This window comes from Alicyclobacillus mali NBRC 102425 (genome assembly GCF_001570745.1).
GTDB classification, from domain to species: domain Bacteria; phylum Bacillota; class Bacilli; order Alicyclobacillales; family Alicyclobacillaceae; genus Alicyclobacillus; species Alicyclobacillus mali.
On the sequence record NZ_BCSG01000001.1, the window covers coordinates 102,468 to 117,628 of the forward strand.

Annotated in this window: 14 protein-coding genes, 1 tRNA gene and 1 riboswitch; of the genes, 12 read left to right on the top strand and 3 right to left on the bottom strand. The window is 60.3% G+C overall.

Features of this window, described 5'->3' with window-relative positions:
* Window positions 1-29: 29 nt before the first annotated feature.
* From AMA01_RS00535 to AMA01_RS00545, 3 genes are all read left to right on the top strand, one after another.
* Window positions 30-1,358 carry an NRAMP family divalent metal transporter gene (locus AMA01_RS00535; protein WP_067846092.1) on the top strand — a complete coding sequence of 443 codons (1,329 nt, stop codon included), beginning with the start codon at window positions 30-32 and terminating at the stop codon, window positions 1,356-1,358.
* Window positions 1,359-1,552: 194 nt separating this feature from the next.
* Window positions 1,553-1,716, top strand: a riboswitch (M-box (ykoK) riboswitch).
* 217 nt (window positions 1,717-1,933) lie between these two features.
* Window positions 1,934-3,280, top strand: a complete 1,347-nt coding sequence (locus AMA01_RS00540; protein ID WP_067845704.1) for an NRAMP family divalent metal transporter — start codon at window positions 1,934-1,936, stop codon at window positions 3,278-3,280.
* A gap of 17 nt (window positions 3,281-3,297) precedes the next feature.
* On the top strand, window positions 3,298-3,477 hold the full coding sequence (locus tag AMA01_RS00545; protein WP_067845707.1) for a hypothetical protein: 180 nt from the start codon (window positions 3,298-3,300) through the stop codon (window positions 3,475-3,477).
* 660 nt (window positions 3,478-4,137) lie between these two features.
* Here the strand turns inward: AMA01_RS00545 and AMA01_RS00550 are convergent.
* Window positions 4,138-5,301 (bottom strand): uracil-xanthine permease family protein, encoded by a 1,164-nt coding sequence (locus AMA01_RS00550; protein ID WP_082743838.1) that lies wholly within the window; start codon window positions 5,299-5,301, stop codon window positions 4,138-4,140.
* Window positions 5,302-5,403: 102 nt separating this feature from the next.
* On the opposite strand from AMA01_RS00550, the gene AMA01_RS00555 reads away from it, so the two are divergent.
* A complete protein-coding gene (locus AMA01_RS00555; RefSeq protein ID WP_067845713.1) occupies window positions 5,404-5,658 on the top strand; it encodes a hypothetical protein in 255 nt (84 codons plus the stop codon).
* A gap of 61 nt (window positions 5,659-5,719) precedes the next feature.
* Here the strand turns inward: AMA01_RS00555 and AMA01_RS00560 are convergent, their stop codons facing one another.
* A complete protein-coding gene (locus AMA01_RS00560; RefSeq protein ID WP_067845716.1) occupies window positions 5,720-6,445 on the bottom strand; it encodes a 3-ketoacyl-ACP reductase in 726 nt (241 codons plus the stop codon).
* A 178-nt stretch (window positions 6,446-6,623) separates the two neighbouring features.
* On the opposite strand from AMA01_RS00560, the gene AMA01_RS00565 reads away from it, so the two are divergent.
* Both AMA01_RS00565 and AMA01_RS00570 read left to right on the top strand, forming a co-directional pair.
* Window positions 6,624-6,986: a hypothetical protein gene (locus AMA01_RS00565; protein WP_067845719.1), complete on the top strand. Its 363-nt coding sequence runs from the start codon at window positions 6,624-6,626 to the stop codon at window positions 6,984-6,986.
* 63 nt (window positions 6,987-7,049) lie between these two features.
* Window positions 7,050-7,493, top strand: a complete 444-nt coding sequence (locus AMA01_RS00570) for an acyl-CoA thioesterase (RefSeq protein ID WP_067845722.1) — start codon at window positions 7,050-7,052, stop codon at window positions 7,491-7,493.
* A 50-nt stretch (window positions 7,494-7,543) separates the two neighbouring features.
* On the opposite strand, the gene AMA01_RS00575 is transcribed toward AMA01_RS00570, so the two are convergent.
* Window positions 7,544-8,269 (bottom strand): TenA family transcriptional regulator, encoded by a 726-nt coding sequence (locus AMA01_RS00575; RefSeq protein ID WP_067846095.1) that lies wholly within the window; start codon window positions 8,267-8,269, stop codon window positions 7,544-7,546.
* Window positions 8,270-8,419: 150 nt separating this feature from the next.
* Between AMA01_RS00575 and AMA01_RS00580 the strand changes: the two genes are divergently transcribed.
* The 6 genes from AMA01_RS00580 to AMA01_RS00605 all read left to right on the top strand — a co-directional run bounded on the left by AMA01_RS00580 (window position 8,420) and on the right by AMA01_RS00605 (window position 15,143).
* A tRNA-Val gene (locus tag AMA01_RS00580) sits at window positions 8,420-8,491 on the top strand.
* Between the two features lie 243 nt (window positions 8,492-8,734).
* Complete coding sequence (locus tag AMA01_RS00585; protein WP_067845725.1) at window positions 8,735-9,508, top strand: metallophosphoesterase; 774 nt, start codon at window positions 8,735-8,737, stop codon at window positions 9,506-9,508.
* Between the two features lie 27 nt (window positions 9,509-9,535).
* On the top strand, window positions 9,536-10,948 hold the full coding sequence (locus AMA01_RS00590; protein ID WP_067845728.1) for an MFS transporter: 1,413 nt from the start codon (window positions 9,536-9,538) through the stop codon (window positions 10,946-10,948).
* A 158-nt stretch (window positions 10,949-11,106) separates the two neighbouring features.
* Window positions 11,107-12,426, top strand: coding sequence for a xylose isomerase (gene xylA / locus AMA01_RS00595; protein WP_067845731.1), 1,320 nt, complete (start codon window positions 11,107-11,109; stop codon window positions 12,424-12,426).
* On the top strand, window positions 12,426-13,961 hold the full coding sequence (xylB, locus tag AMA01_RS00600) for a xylulokinase (RefSeq protein ID WP_230088327.1): 1,536 nt from the start codon (window positions 12,426-12,428) through the stop codon (window positions 13,959-13,961). The genes xylA and xylB overlap by 1 nt, the downstream gene beginning before the upstream one ends.
* Before the next feature lie 192 nt (window positions 13,962-14,153).
* A complete protein-coding gene (locus tag AMA01_RS00605) occupies window positions 14,154-15,143 on the top strand; it encodes an aldose 1-epimerase (protein ID WP_067846098.1) in 990 nt (329 codons plus the stop codon).
* Window positions 15,144-15,161 lie beyond the last annotated feature (18 nt).

The window sequence follows — 15,161 nt, forward strand, 5'->3', positions numbered from 1 at the left end:
TGCGGGGCCACGAACGGGGGTTGACCATCATGGATATGAGCTCTGCAACTTCTCGCGCAGAGGCGAGATCGGGGAGTGACGCGAAACACCAGCATGTGGCGTCGGCGAGTTCAAAACGAGGACTGCGTCGATACTTGTGGACGTTCTGGGTGCTGTTGGGGCCTGGCTTTCTCGCGGCTCTGGCCGATAATGACGCGGGTGGTGTCATTTCGTACACGGCAACGGGTGTTCAGTTTGGTGTCGGATTCTTTGTGCCACTGGTCCTGTGCCTTGCTGTGCTCACGTTCACGGTTCAAGAAATGAGCATGCGCCTGAGCGCCGTCACACAACAGGGATTTTCCCGGCTTGCGCATCAGCGATACGGAAGGTTCTGGGGCGTGTATCACGTGGCGACCCTCGCCTTCGAAAACTTGTTGACCCTCATCACCGAATTCATTGGCATGACCGAGGGGCTTGTGATGATAGGAATTCCCATGTGGATCGCTGACATCCTGTGCTTGCTGTTTGTGCTCACGTTTGTCGTTTTCACCGGCTACTTTACCAAGGAACGCATCGCGCTCATTATCGGGGCGCTGAACATCGTGTTCTTAGTGGTCGCCTTCATGACGCATCCAAGTTTGCAAGCTCTCGGGCAGGCATTTACCACGTGGAATGTCCCGACATCACTCAGAGGAGACGTCATTTGGTTTGCCATCGCGACCGTCGGAAATGCAATCGCACCTTGGATGATTTTCTTCCAGGGGAGTGGCGCGATCGACAAGGGCGTCAGTGCACGCGAGTTGCGGCTTGGTCGGATCGATACGGCGTTCGGCTGTCTGGTTCAGGTGGTCATCGCGGCGGCAATCATTGTATGTGGTGCATCTTTGTATGGCCACATTCACGATGTGAGCAGCCTTGGCCCTTCGGACATCGTCCGCGGTTTGCAGCACACGGTGGGACGGGTGGGCGCCTTCCTGTTTGGCATTGGCCTGTTTGACGCGGGCTTCCTGGCTTCCATCACGGTTTCGCTATCGTCATCCTGGAGCATTGCGGAACTGTTTGGCTGGTCCAAGAGCCTCAATGACAGGGTACGGCAAGCGCCCAGATTCTATGCCATCTATGCCGGGAGTCTGGTGATCGCGGCGCTGGCGATATTGATTCCGCACCTGCCGCTCAATTGGATTTCCATCGTTACGCAAGTCATCGGAGGAGTTCTGATGACGCCTCTCCTCATCTTTCTCGTTCTCATGACGAGCGACAAGAGGCTCATGGGGCCATACCGAACGAGGCTGTGGGGGAGAATTTGGGGATGGTCCATGGTGGCGCTGCTCGTTGCATTGACGCTCGCGACACTCGTGCAGACCTTCGTTCCGTGGTGATCCCGCCCGAGAACCTCCGTCGATTTCGTCCGGCTGGTATGGCATGTTTCGGCCACTTGAGCATAGAACGTTTTCTTGTCTCTCGACGCTCTTGACAGTTGCCGTGGTGAGTGGTACAAAGACATAGGAACTGAGGAAGCGGGCATTTGTACGATGAACCGCTTCGCGCGAGCAGCATACGATACGAGTGAAAATGCGTTCCTCGTTAGGCGAGGCTACTATACGAACATAAGCCACTGCCCGGAAACGTGGAGACACGCCAATGGGTAGAACAGGTATGGCCGGCTTAAGGCTTTACCTAACGTGGCTGGGACATCCCTACGTCGTATAGTGCCAAAGCTCAACTAGGGGGATGAGCATAGGGTTGTGCCCATGCCCCCTGGTGAGCCAGGGGGCATTTTGTTGAAGCCGTGATGTTAACCGTGGGGAGGTGATGGGTATGGACAGTCCGTCGAGTAGTCGCTCCATGTGTGCGATGATTCCGCAGGAAACGGGCAGTCGTACGGGTTTCTATCGACTTCAATATCTTGGGGCGTGGGGACTTCCTGCCCATCGCCCGTCCAGGGGTGATGATCATGGCTCGCAACGCCAACGTGTACGCAACCAAGAATCTGCATGAACTGGAGCGCGAGCTTCGCGCTAAGGATATGGCCCGTGTGGCCCGCCTATACAACAAGCGGGGCGTCTGGGCTCGGCTTCGCCTCCTTTTGGTTCTGATTGGCCCCGGCGTCTTGACAATGATTGCCGACAACGACGCGGGCGGCGTCATTACGTATGCACAGACCGGGGCTACGTACGGAATCGGATTTTTCATTCCCTCGCTCATCATCGCCGGCTTCATCGCCTATGTCGTTCAAGAAATGACGGTTCGACTGGGCGCCGTGACGCGACGTGGTCATGCCGAGATGATCTGGGGCAGGTATGGCGCGTTTTGGGGCTGGTTCTCGCTGGTCGATCTCGTCGTGGCGAACGTGCTCACGCTCGTGACCGAATTCATCGGTATCAAAATCGGGATGGGCGTGTTTGGCGTACCGGGGTGGATCAGCGAGCCCATCGCGCTGGCCGTTGACGTCTTCGCGCTGCTGGTGCTGCGGTACTACACGTGGGAGCGCATCGCGCTGTGGATTGCAGCTGGGAACCTCATCTTCATTCCGCTGATGTTCATGGCGAAGCCGCATTGGTCGGCCGTGGCCGATGCGTTTGTGAACTGGAAGGTTCCCGGAGGCTTCACCGCATCGTTCTTGTTCATCGTACTTGCGAACTTTGGAACGACCATTGCACCTTGGATGTTGTTCTTCCAACAGTCGTCCGTCGTGGACAAGGGCTTGACCGAGCGGGACATCCGTCACGGCCAGTTGGATACGGCGCTTGGTACGTTGGCGATGATCGTGGTGGCCTGTGCTATCATCGTTCTCACGGGCACGGTCATGCATGGCTCTCATGGCGTGAATCTGGATATCACAGGGATTCTGACCCTGCTGGGCGCGAAAATCGGGCCGATCGGCGAGCGCCTGTTTGCTCTCGGACTCGTCGAAGCAGGTCTCATCGCGGCCATTGCGCTCACGGCAAGCACATCGTGGGCCATGGGTGAAGCCTTCCACTGGCCCAAGAGCATCAACATGCCGGCGAGACTGGCCTGGAAGTTTTATGTTCCCGGTATCGCGAGCGCTGTGATTGCGGCGGGCATCGTGCTGATTCCGCACGCCCCGCTCGGCTTCTTGAACATGATTGTGCAGGTCATCGCGTCCATCTTTATGCCTGCGGCCCTGATGTTCCTGATGCTTCTGCTCAATGACCGCGAAGTGATGGGCGATCACGTCAATCGCACATGGCAGAACGTATCTGGCTTCGCAATCATCGGCCTCTTGGTGGTGCTGAACGGCTTGTATGGGCTCACGGTGATCTTTCCGAATCTGTTCTGAGCAAGGAGGGATGAGCGATGAAGCGGAAGCACGGTGTCGTTGTCAACCTCACATCTGGCGCGCCAATCTCGCCATCGGAACCGCTGCCGCGCGCTCAGGTGAAGGGATGGGTCAAGGCGGTCTTTTGGGGGCTGCGTGTCTACATCGCCATCATGCTGGTGCTTGTGGTGATTGGTTTGGCCAAAGGCAGTTTCTGAAGCGCGCGTTGCACATGCGGCAAAGGAGCGGAGCGCTCATGTCACCACACAGTCGATAGGCCTGCTTCCCAGCTTGAGATGCTTGGAAGCAGGCCTTTCGTATGTTTCATCGGCTCTTGTGCCGTAGGCGTTCGTGACGGCCGCGTTCGTGGGCTCGCGGCCCGTTGCCGTGCAAGACGGCGGAGCGGGTAGCGAGTAAGGCACCGACGGCAGCTGCGCCCAAGATCCATTTCATCGCTGGGACCTCCCCGCATTGATACCCTTACAACTTTCCCAGGAGACACTTAGTTTCCTTGATGCAAAACTTTGCTTCAACATATGCGCTCGGTATGCGCATGGTGTTGGGGAGCAGGCCACCCGTCATCTGGCATGGGATTTTCGGTGGTCTGCAAGCGCCGGTTTTCGAGGCTTCTTCAAGCTGAGCCTGGTATCGTTAGAACTGCGGAACCCCCCTGAAACCCCCTGAACATTCTTCACCACCGCGCAGGCGGTGGCACTTTTTTTCTTCAGGAACCTCACGCGCTTGTCTTGCTCTGCTGTGTCACGTCAAAAAATTTCAATGGACTTTCAAGCAAAATTGCGTATGATACATTTTGAACCCTTCCATTCCCCCTGGGTTTCATTGTGGGCCGCCGTGGCGATACGGCGGTTTTTTCTGTTTCAAGAGGTGGTGCGGTCGGGCAGCAGCCAATAGATGAGGAGACCCGCAACGGTTGCGATGGCGATTCCGTTTTGGGGCGCGCCAATTCCGATGATGAAAATCACCGCAACCACGATGAGATTTTTCGTCTTCGTCAAGTCCACCTTGGCCTCAATCATGTGTCGGATGCCCATCGCGGCAATCATGCCGTACAAGAGGATTCCGACGCCACCCACGACGGCCGGCGGGATGGATTGAATCACCGCACTCACCTTTCCGATAAGCCCGAGAAGGATGGCGATCACGGCTGCTCCTTGGATAATCCGGCTTGAGAAGTTGCGCGTCATCGCGAGTACGCCGAGATTCTCGGCGTACGTGGTTTCCGCAGGGCCGCCGAGGAGCGCCGAAATGAGGGTTGCGAGCCCGTTGCCGAAAAGAATGGACCCAAACCCAGGATCGCGCGTCACGTCACGTTCGATGATCTCGTTCAACACGAACATGTGTCCAAGGTCCTCGACCATGGTCACAAGCGCGATGGGCGCCATGCTCGCAATGGCAGCCAGACTCCACTCTGGCGCATGGAAGGTCGGCAATTGAATCCACATCGTGTGAGCGGCGGCTTGTCCAAGGTGGACAAAGCCGCGGGCGAGGGCGTACACGTATCCGATGACGATCCCGACGAGGATGGGAATGATCCGCAGGGAGCGCGGTCCTGCAATTGCACACGCGACGGCAGCGGCCAAGGTCACGATGGCCACGTCCCAGTGGGTCGACGCATCCACCGTGACCGCTGTGGTGGCCAGGGACAGGCCGATGATCGACACGACGGGCCCCACCACCACCGAGGGGATGGCGCGCCGGACGCGATCGAACCCAACGATGCGAACGATGAGGGCAAAGAGGAAGTATACCACGGACACGCTCACGAGTCCCGTGACCGCTTGTCCGGGCGCGTGATGACGCGTGACGTACAGCGTGAGCGGCGCGATGAAGGCGAAGGAAGACCCCAGGTATGCAGGAACTTTGCCGCGCGTGATGGCGTGGAACAGCAGCGTGCCCAAGCCGCTCGCCACGAGTGTGGCCCCAGGGCTCAACCCCGTCAGAATCGGCACGAGCACCGTCGCGCCAAACATGGCAAACACGTGTTGCACGGACAATGGAAGCTTTCGCAGGAAAGCGTTCAACGGAATGACCCCCTGTTCCATAGATGGATGAGTTCGCATGTACTGCGCGGTCCGTGGCAAGTATAACCACGATCTCGCCAAAACTCAAAGGAGCGTGATGGGGTGCGCTTTGGCGTCACGGCGGTGTCCATGTTGGCAGTCGTCGTTCTCACAGGCTGCGATACCATCAGTGAGCACGGTGGGAACTTCCTCGGGGAGAGCGCCAACCAGTCGGTGAATGGCTCCGCGGTCGCATCCGGTTCGAACCGGACCGATCTCGGCAACCGCATGCTGGGAAGCGACAATGGGGAGACGGGTAACGCGATCGGAGGGAGCCAGCATCAGCCCACAAGCGACAGCGGTACATCGCGTGGTTAGGTGACGGAAGACAGAACCCCCGCCCAAAGACTTCGTCCGGGCGGGGGTTCTGTCTTCGAACTTACTGCGGGTTGGTCATGATGAGCGTGGCAGACTTCAGAAGCACGCGGTTCGGCAAACGGAGTGCGTCGACCACGAGTTCGGCCACATCTTCCGGCTGCATCTGATGGTCTTCGTCTCCCAACTTGAGCCCAACGTTTCTGGCGAGCTCTGTGTTCACCGTGCTCGGCAACAGGGCCATGACGCGGATGTTGTGCTTGCGTACCTCATACATGAGCGATTCCGTGAAGCCGAGCAGGCCGAACTTTGATGCGGAATACGCCGATGTCGTGGCGGAGCCCTTCTCGCCCGCCGTCGAGCTGACGTTGACGATGTGGCCACGATTGCGCTGTATCATATGCGGCAAAATGGCGTGCGTCGCGTAATACGTGCCAAGAAGGTTGACGCGGACGATGCGCTCCCATTCTTCCACGGGCATGTCCACGACGGTGCCGAAGCTTGCGATGCCCGCATTGTTGATGAGAACATCGACTTGGCCCAGTTGGTTCTGCAGGTGTTGGACGGCCGATTCAATGGACGGCCGATCGGCAATGTCTGCCGCCTGCGTGTAGACCGAGACCCCGTACGTGTTGCGGATGCTGTCCGCGACACGATCCAAATCGCTTTCCGTGCGAGCGATGAGCCCGAGGCTCACGCCTTCCTTCGCCAAGTGTTCCGCGATGGCCTTGCCGATTCCTTTGCCAGCGCCCGTGACGATGGCAGTCCATCCCCTGAGCGATTGTGCCATGCCTGATTCCCTCCTAGGTGTGTCTCGTATGTCTTTCGGTGCGACCTCATTATAGAAGATGCGTAAGCCTCTTTCAAAAAGGGAGCGGCCTGCAGATGTGCCTTCGCCTCGTGTCAACGCCTGCACCGTGAACGCGCATGTGACATACACGAGAACATGGCGAAGGAGGTGATACGGGATGAAGCTATGGAACACCTTGGTCCAATTGGCTCAGACGAAGCGGCTCACCACCCTGATCATCGGTCTACTGGCGTCGGCCAAGCTCATCACGGACGCTCTCGGCCTTCCTTTTATCAGCGACCCTGAGATCAACGCCATCGCCAACGCGGTGGCATCGGTCATCACCGTGATCGCCATCTTTATGACGCACAGCAAATCGACGTCATCGTCGAGCGGCAGCGCATCCGGCGGGAGTTCAGGCACTTCCACAACTGTCTCCGAGGCGGGAGCTTCTGGGACTGCCGCAGGGGACGAAATCTCGCATCCTGTTCAGTCGCCGCAACAGGCGTCCGACGGGTTCGCGCGGCCCCCGGAATCCTGACGTGGAGCCCGCGGCGCGCGTCTGGTAGAATCGAAGGGCACCGATAGCCTGGAGGAATGTCAAATGCCAGAGCGCGTCGTCACCACGCTTGAAGTTCGCTGGGGAGAGTGCGATCCGGCCGGGATCGTGTATCATCCGTCGTACATCGACTGGTTCTCCATCGCTCGCATGCATTTTCTGAAGGAAAATGGCATTCGCTACATGGCCGACTTTCACGATCGCGGCGTCACCGTCGTGGTGACCGATGTCGCGTGCCACTATCAAAAGGCGTTGCGCGCTGAAGATACGGCGCACGTGACCGCGAGGCTGGTGGAAATAAGCCGAACGAGGCTTACCTTCCGGTACGAGGTCACAGATGGGTGTGGCGACCTGTGTGCGCAAGGTGAGACGCGGCACGCGTTTGTCGATCGAGACACGCTGCGCCCCGTGAACCTTGCGAAGTTTGCGCCGGAGCTTTGGGGGCGGTTGGCGGACCTTCCGGTGACGTCGGTCGATTCGACAGCGTGATCACCAAGGGCATGGAATCCGTGAGCGGGGTTCCATGCCCTTAACATTCTTCAGAGCGCCATCATGTCTTCGTGCAGTTCTTCGTACATTCTGGCCTCGGAGAGCGCAATGTATTGGCCTGTCTCGTACATATCTTCGAGATCGCCCGGAGATGTGTAGGTCTCTAGAATTTGTTTGCACAGCTGATAATGTCGCGGCTCGTGCTCGTCCGCGTGAACCTCCCAGAACAAGGTGTTCACGGGTCCGCTGCGCTGGTAGTGGGGATGGCGAAAGCCTTCGCCGATGCGAGCCATCACCTGGCCCGCGAACAACTCGGAGCCGAGCCCCACCGCGGCCATGGCCTGCAGCGGTGAAGCCTGCCGGAAGAACTGAATGAACGTATCAACGGCAGTTTCCACGGCTTTTGACATGGGCACGTCCGGGATGCCGTGATGGTCCAACTGGGCGTCCGGTGCAACCGAGCGAAGAAAGGTGAGGTAAAGCTTCTCGTGTGCTCGGCCCGGCTGACCACGCCCGGCCTCGTCCCACAGGTTGTCCGCGATGGGGACCCACCACGCGTCGATCGGCGGCATGGCCGCGATGGCAGCGCCCAGTACGCGCGGGAAATGGCGGCTGTAATATCCGTATTGGAGCGCGAAGTATCGAATTTGGGCTTCACTGTATCCGCCGCTGCAGAGGGTCTGCAGAAAGCGCCCTTGAAAGAAATGCTGCTCCACGAGGTCGAGCATCGCCTGTTCCACATCAGCGTACGAAGACAACTTGAGGTGCGGTGCCACAAACATTCTCCTTCCCAGAAATTCCGTGCGGCGCGTTGCCTATCGTCGCGCCAAGTCGCCTCGATAGCATACGAGAATCGAGCAAATGCGATCAACTCGCTCGCGGATTGACACTCCAATTCGGGGGTTGTTACAATGAGGGGGCTTCTTGCGGTTGTAGCTCAGAGGGAGAGCACTACCTTGACACGGTAGGGGTCACAGGTTCGATTCCTGTCAGCCGCATTCCACGAAGGCCGCTCGACTTGACGTCGGCGGCCTTTTGCTGTGTATGCCCTCCAAGCTAGCCGTATCGCACAGAATTCAAGCTGGTTTTGAACTTTCTTTGAGATGAATAAGAGGTGGAGCGGCAATGCGCGTCGAATTCGGTGAAACGGGCTACTCGTCGGCGCGCGAGTGGCGCCTGGCATCGGAGGCGTATACACTGTGCGAAGACAGACTTTTCCTCGTGCTGGAGGGACGCTTCCGATGTGGACGTGGGCGGCCGCTTTTGTTGTGGCTGTTGGCGGGTTCGGGTATGCGACCACCGTGCTTCCCACGCGGTGGCTCAAGGTGGAGCGGGTGAATTGGCAGCTCGGGCTGCAGCGCACCATTCTTCAGGTAAGTGATCTTCACGTGGAGCGAAATCGCGTCTCTCCGGAGCAGCTTCTCACCGTCTGCCGCTCGGAGCGGCCAGATTACATCTGCCTCACTGGGGATTATGTGGATTCGCAACGGGCCATCGGGCGTCTCGTGCCGTATCTCGGCGCCCTGCAGACGACGGGAGTGCCGATGTACGCTGTGCTCGGCAACCACGACTACAAGCTCCGCGGCCGGATTGGCGCGCTGACCGATTGTCTTCAGGCGCACGGCGTGACGGTGCTGCGCAACGAATCGGTTGTGCTCGATGGATTCAATCTGGTCGGCATCGACGACTTTCAGACGAAAAAGAGCGATGAGTGCAAGGCGTACCGAAACGTCAGGGCGAATCTGCCCGTCATCGTCATGACGCACGATCCGACCTTTGTCCTGACGGCCACGCAGCGCTTTGACGCCCTGATGGCCGGGCATCTGCACGGCAAGCAGTTCCAACTTCCGTTCTTTTACTATCTGAAGCCGATGGGTCCGCTGGCCAAACGCGGCATTTATGCCGGTATGCATCGCGCCGAGGCAGGGCCTTACTACATCTCGAAAGGTGTGGGTCAGTCGGGCATCAATCTGCGCTTTTTGGTGCGCAGCGAAGTCACGGTCCACCGGTTCTGACGACGGCAGTGCCGAGGAGGGACAAGCATGGCAAACTTTCGTGACGTAAATCTCCTGACCAGGCTGGATCGTCTGCCGATCACGCCGCGCGTGGTGGGAATCATCGCGCTTCTCTCGCTCGTTTGGCTTGCGGAGGCGTTTGACATCGGCATCGTGGGGCCTGTGCTGACGACGCTCGAGAAGGCGTGGCATCTCACCACGTGGCAGACCGGGCTTTTGGCCATCGCCTCCACGATTGGCATCGTGATTGGCATGATCCCTGCGGGCATGATGGCGGATCGATTTGGAAGGCGGCGCGTCATCCTGATGGGCATCGCGTGGTTTTCGGTGGTCACGATGCTCGGCGCACTCACGCGGAATGTGGCGGATCTCTTTCTCGTGCGGCTGGTGGCGGGCATCGGCGAGGGCGCTGTGTTGCCCATGCCGTATCTCATCCTGTCCGAATTCACCAATCACCGTCGGCGTGCTGTGAGCGTGGGGTATGCCAACGGCATTCTGACAGCCGCGTACGTCGTCCCCAGTCTGGTGTCCGTCTGGGCGCTTCATCTCTACGCGCAGGACGTGGCGTGGCGTGTCCCATTCCTTCTCGGCGGCGTTCCACTTCTGATGCTCATCCCAATCGCCCTTTGGCTTCCGGAATCGCCCCGCTTCTTGTTGGATCGAGGTCGACAAGCTCCTGTGGCTCAGTTGGTCGAGACCTTGGAGCAGGAGGCCGCTTTGCCGCACGACGAATCGCTGTATGACGAAGTGATTGCGGAGACGCTGGACGAGACGCCACACGACATGCTTCGCACGCTTCGAGCCATCTTTCGGCCGCCACTTTTGGCCCGCAGTGCCGTGGTCATTCTGCATCTCACGGCTGCCCTCATCCTGTTCTACATTCTGCAGGTGTTTGGACCGGCACTCTTGGCGAAGCGGGGGCTCGGCGTGTCCAATTCCATTCTGGACACCGGCCTCATGATGCTCCTCGCGGGTTTCGGCTCTGTCTGTCAAGGGTACCTGTCGGATCGATTCGGGCGAAAGCGGGTGCTCGCCGTCTACGCTGCGCTGGCCACGGCGGGCTGCCTGATTTTCGCGTGGGTGCAGACGAGAGACGCGACGCTGGTAGCCGGGTTCCTTACTGCTTTCTTCGGACTGGGGATTTTCCCCGTGTCCAAGCTGTCCGTCGCCGAACAGTATCCGACCGAGGTGCGCGGACGAGGCGTCTATGTGGCCGAGATGATCGCGCGCGGCATGAGCGGCATTGTCACCACCTACTTCATCCCGTTCGTGTTGTCAGTGGGCGGCGATCACGTCGTGTTCTTGGGCATCGGGGTCGTATTGGTGGCCTTCACTGTTCCGTTCGTCGCGTTTGGGCGAGAGACTGCACAATTGCAATTGGAGTACGCGACGAGCGTCCTGCCCCTCAAGCAGGTTCGGCCGAGGTTGTCGCGGCATTGAGTGGAGTCGAAACATCACAGGCGCGGGCTTCCGCGCCTTTTTCTGTGTGCGGAGCTTTTCATGCAAGCGATGAGTGAAACCCCTTGCAAAGCGGCAAGCGGTTTGCTAGGATCAAAATAAGTTTGTTGGTCAAACAAATGTGAGCGAAGGTGATAGCTTTGACGACGTATTTTCCGGAAGTGACGCGGGTTGCATATGAAGGCAAGCGCTCTGACAATCCGCTGTCCTTCAAGCATTACAACCCCGATGAGCTGGTCTTGGGCAAGCCGATGAAGGAACATCTCCGCTTCTCGGTGGCCTACTGGCACACGTTCACGCTGTCCGGCGCGGATCCGTTCGGATTGCCGAACATGATTCGGCCATGGGACGGGGCGACGGGGATGGATCTGGCCAAGCGCCGCGTGGAGGCGGCGTTCGAGTTCATGACCAAGCTCGGCGTCGAGTACTTCTGTTTTCACGATCGCGACATCGCGCCAGAGGGCGACACGCTGCGCGAAACCAATCGCAATCTGGACGAGATCGTCGCGCTCATCAAGGAATACATGCAGTCGACGGGCATCAAGCTCCTGTGGAATACGCAGAACCTGTTCTCGAACCCGAGGTTTGCGCATGGCGCCGCGACGGCTCCGGACGCGGAGGTATTCGCGTACGCTGCCGCGCAGGTGAAGAAGAGCCTGGAAATTGCGAAGGAGCTCGGGGCAGAAAACTACGTGTTCTGGGGCGGCCGCGAGGGCTACGAGACGCTCCTCAATACGGATCTCAAGCTTGAGCTCGACAACTACGCGCGCCTCTTGCGGATGGCGGTGGACTACGCGGACGAGATCGGCTTCACCGGGCAATTCCTGATTGAGCCGAAGCCGAAGGAGCCCACGAAGCACCAGTATGATTTCGACGTTCAGTCTGGACTCGCGTTCCTCTATCATTACGGGCTCAAGGACCGCTTCAAGTTCAACATCGAGGCGAATCACGCCACGCTCGCGGGCCACACGTTCCAGCACGAGCTTCGCTTCGCCCGGATCCACGGCCTGCTTGGATCCGTCGACGCGAACCAGGGCGATCCGCTGCTCGGCTGGGACACGGACGAGTTTCCGACCAACCTGTACGAGACGACGCTCGCGATGTATGAGGTTCTCCTGAACGGCGGACTGGCGCCGGGCGGCCTCAACTTCGACGCCAAGGTTCGCCGCGCGTCGATGACGCCCATCGACCTGTTCTATGGCCACATCGCCGGAATGGACAGCTTCGCGCGCGGGCTCAAGGTGGCGGCTAAGCTGCTTCAAGACCGCGTGTTCGAGCGGGAAATTGAGGAGCGATACGAGAGCTATCGGGCCGGCATCGGGAAAGACATTGTGGAAGGGCGCGCGACTTTGCAAACCCTTGAGTCTTACGTGCTGGATAAGCGCGTGACGGCGACGCGATCCGGCCGCCAGGAGGTCCTTTTGGCGAAATTGAATCAGTATCTGCTGGAAACGGAATGATGGCGATGGCGACAGACCGCAAGGCGATCCTTGGCATCGACGTCGGAACGTCCGGCGTGAAGGTGGTCGTGATCGACCGCGAGGGCCGTACGCTCAGTCAGGCCACCGTCGGCTACGAGGTGTCACAGCCGCACCCGCTCTGGGCGGAGCAGAACCCGGAAGATTGGTGGGAGGCGACGTGCGCGGCCATCCAGCTCGCGCTCGCGCGAAGCGACCGGCGCGGCGAGGACATCGCGGGCGTCGGCCTCACGGGCCAGATGCACAGCCTGGTGCTTCTGGATGAGGCGGGGCAGGTCATCCGGCCGGCGATTCTCTGGTCGGACCAGCGCACGGAGGAGGAGTGCGAGGAGATTCATCAGACCGTCGGATTCGAGCAGACCATCGAGTGGGTGGCGAATCCGGCGCTCACGAACTTCACGGCGACGAAGCTCCTGTGGGTTCGAAAGCGCGAGCCAGAGCACTACGCGCGCATTCGCCATGTGCTTCTCCCGAAGGACTACATCCGGTACCGGCTCACGGGCGAATTTGCGTCGGACGTGTCGGACGCGTCTGGAACGCTGTGGTTTGACGTCAAGCGGCGCGGATGGTCCGACGAGATGCTGGCGGCGCTCGAAGTGCCGCGGGCCTGGCTGCCCGAGGTGTATGAATCGCCCGAGGTTTCGGGGCGCGTGAGCGAGTGGGCCTCGGGGCGGACGGGACTCCGCCCAGGTACGCCCGTCGCAGCAGGCGGCGGCGATCAAGCCGCGGGCGCGGTCGGCAACGGCATTGTCCGCAAGGGCGTTGTGTCGAGCACCATCGGCACGTCGGGCGTGGTGTTCGCACACGCGGACGAGATCGTCCGCGATGAGAAGGGGCGGTTGCACACGTTTTGCCACGCCGTACCCGGCAAGTGGCACGTGATGGCCGTGACGCAGTCTGCCGGGGGCTCGCTCCAGTGGTTCCGCAACCAGTTTGCGGACGCGGAACGCGCGGTGGCGGCGCAGACGGGGAGAGACGTGTATGATCTCCTGAGTGATGAGGCCCGGCGTATTCCCGCCGGCAGCGAGGGGCTCGTGTTTCTCCCGTACCTGATGGGCGAGCGCACGCCGCACCTCGATCCCCAGGCGAAAGGCGTCTTTTTCGGGATCACGCCGCGCCACACGCGCGCGCACTTCGTCCGCGCCATCATGGAGGGCGTGGCCTTCAGCCTGCTTGACGGGCTCTCGCTCATGCAGGATCTTCGGCTCCCGGTCGAAGAAATCCGGGTCTCCGGCGGGGGCGCCAAGAGCGAGGTTTGGCGCGAGGTTCAGGCGGGCGTGTTCGGACGTCCCGTCGCCGTGATCGAGGCGAACGAGGGGCCCGCCTTTGGCGCGGCCATCCTGGCGAGCGTCGCCGCGGGCTTTTTCGCCGACGTGGTGACCGCGGTGGACGCGTGGGTGCGCGTCGAGTCCACCACGCCCCCGGTCGTCGAGGACGAGGCCGCTTACCAGCGCGCATATCGGCTGTACCGCGCGTTGTACCCGGCCGTACGGTCCCTGTACCGGGCCGAATGCTGACGCAGGTCAGTTCGGAGCAGAATACGGTTTGGCGATCACGCCCATGGCGCCCCGGCGGTCCGGGTCCGCGTGGGCGTCGTCTTTGTTCTCGCGGGCGCGCACGAGCAGGCAAGATGGCACGCGGAGAAGAAGGATATCGGGACTTGAAAGCGTATAGCTACGAAAGGAACATCACGAGAAAGGGTGGCGAACATGCCCGCAGTCGAGACGACGTACGGCGGTGAGCGCGCGATCCGCCTGACGCACGGCCCGTATGAGGCCTATCTGTTGCCCGGATGGGGCAATCTGGTGGCGCTGCGCGACACGGCGCGCGGCTTTCGGTTTCTGCGCGAGCCGGAGGCGGAGATGGACGAGTTTCGCAAGGCGCCTGGCCGATATGGCATTCCTGTGCTGTACCCGCCGAACCGCTACCGGGACGGGGAATTCACCATCGCGGGCAGGTCGTATCACCTCCCGGTGAATGAGGAGGCCACGCACAACCACCTGCACGGCTTCTTCATGCGGATCGAGTGGCCCGTCGTCGACATGGGCGAAGACGAAGGCGGCGCGTACGTCGAGATGGCCCACGAGGTGGGAGAAGGTCATCCGGTGTACGCGCACTGGCCGCACACGTTCCGGTTTGCCATCCGCTACGAGCTGTCGGACGCGGGTCTCGTCCAGCGCGTCCACATTGACAACCGCGGCGGCGAACCGATGCCGGTGATGCTTGGCTTTCACACCGCGGTCAATGTGCCGTTCTCCGAAGCGTCGTCCGCCGACGCCTGCTCCATTCAGCTGACCATCGGCGAGCGCTGGGAACTCGACGAGCGCAAGCTGCCGACGGGGCGGTTTCAGCCTCTGAACGGGAACGAGCAGAAGATGCCCACAGGTGGAGCGGATCCGTTCTACGAGCCGATGGACAACCACTACACCGCGCGCCCGCGAGACGGGCACAACCGCATGGTCCTGACGGACGCGCGTCTCGGGCTCGAGTTCGTGTACGACGTGGATTTGCAGTATCGCCACTGGATGGTGTGGAACAACAACCGCAGCGGCACGTTTTTCTGCCCAGAGCCGCAGACGAGCATGGTCAATGCGCCAAACATGGATCTGCCCCAGGACGTGACGGGGCTCATCGTCCTCGCGCCGGGGGAATCGTTCTCGGCGCAAAGCCGCATGTACGTGGAAGAGGTCAGCCAGTGAAGGGAGCGAGAAGCGATT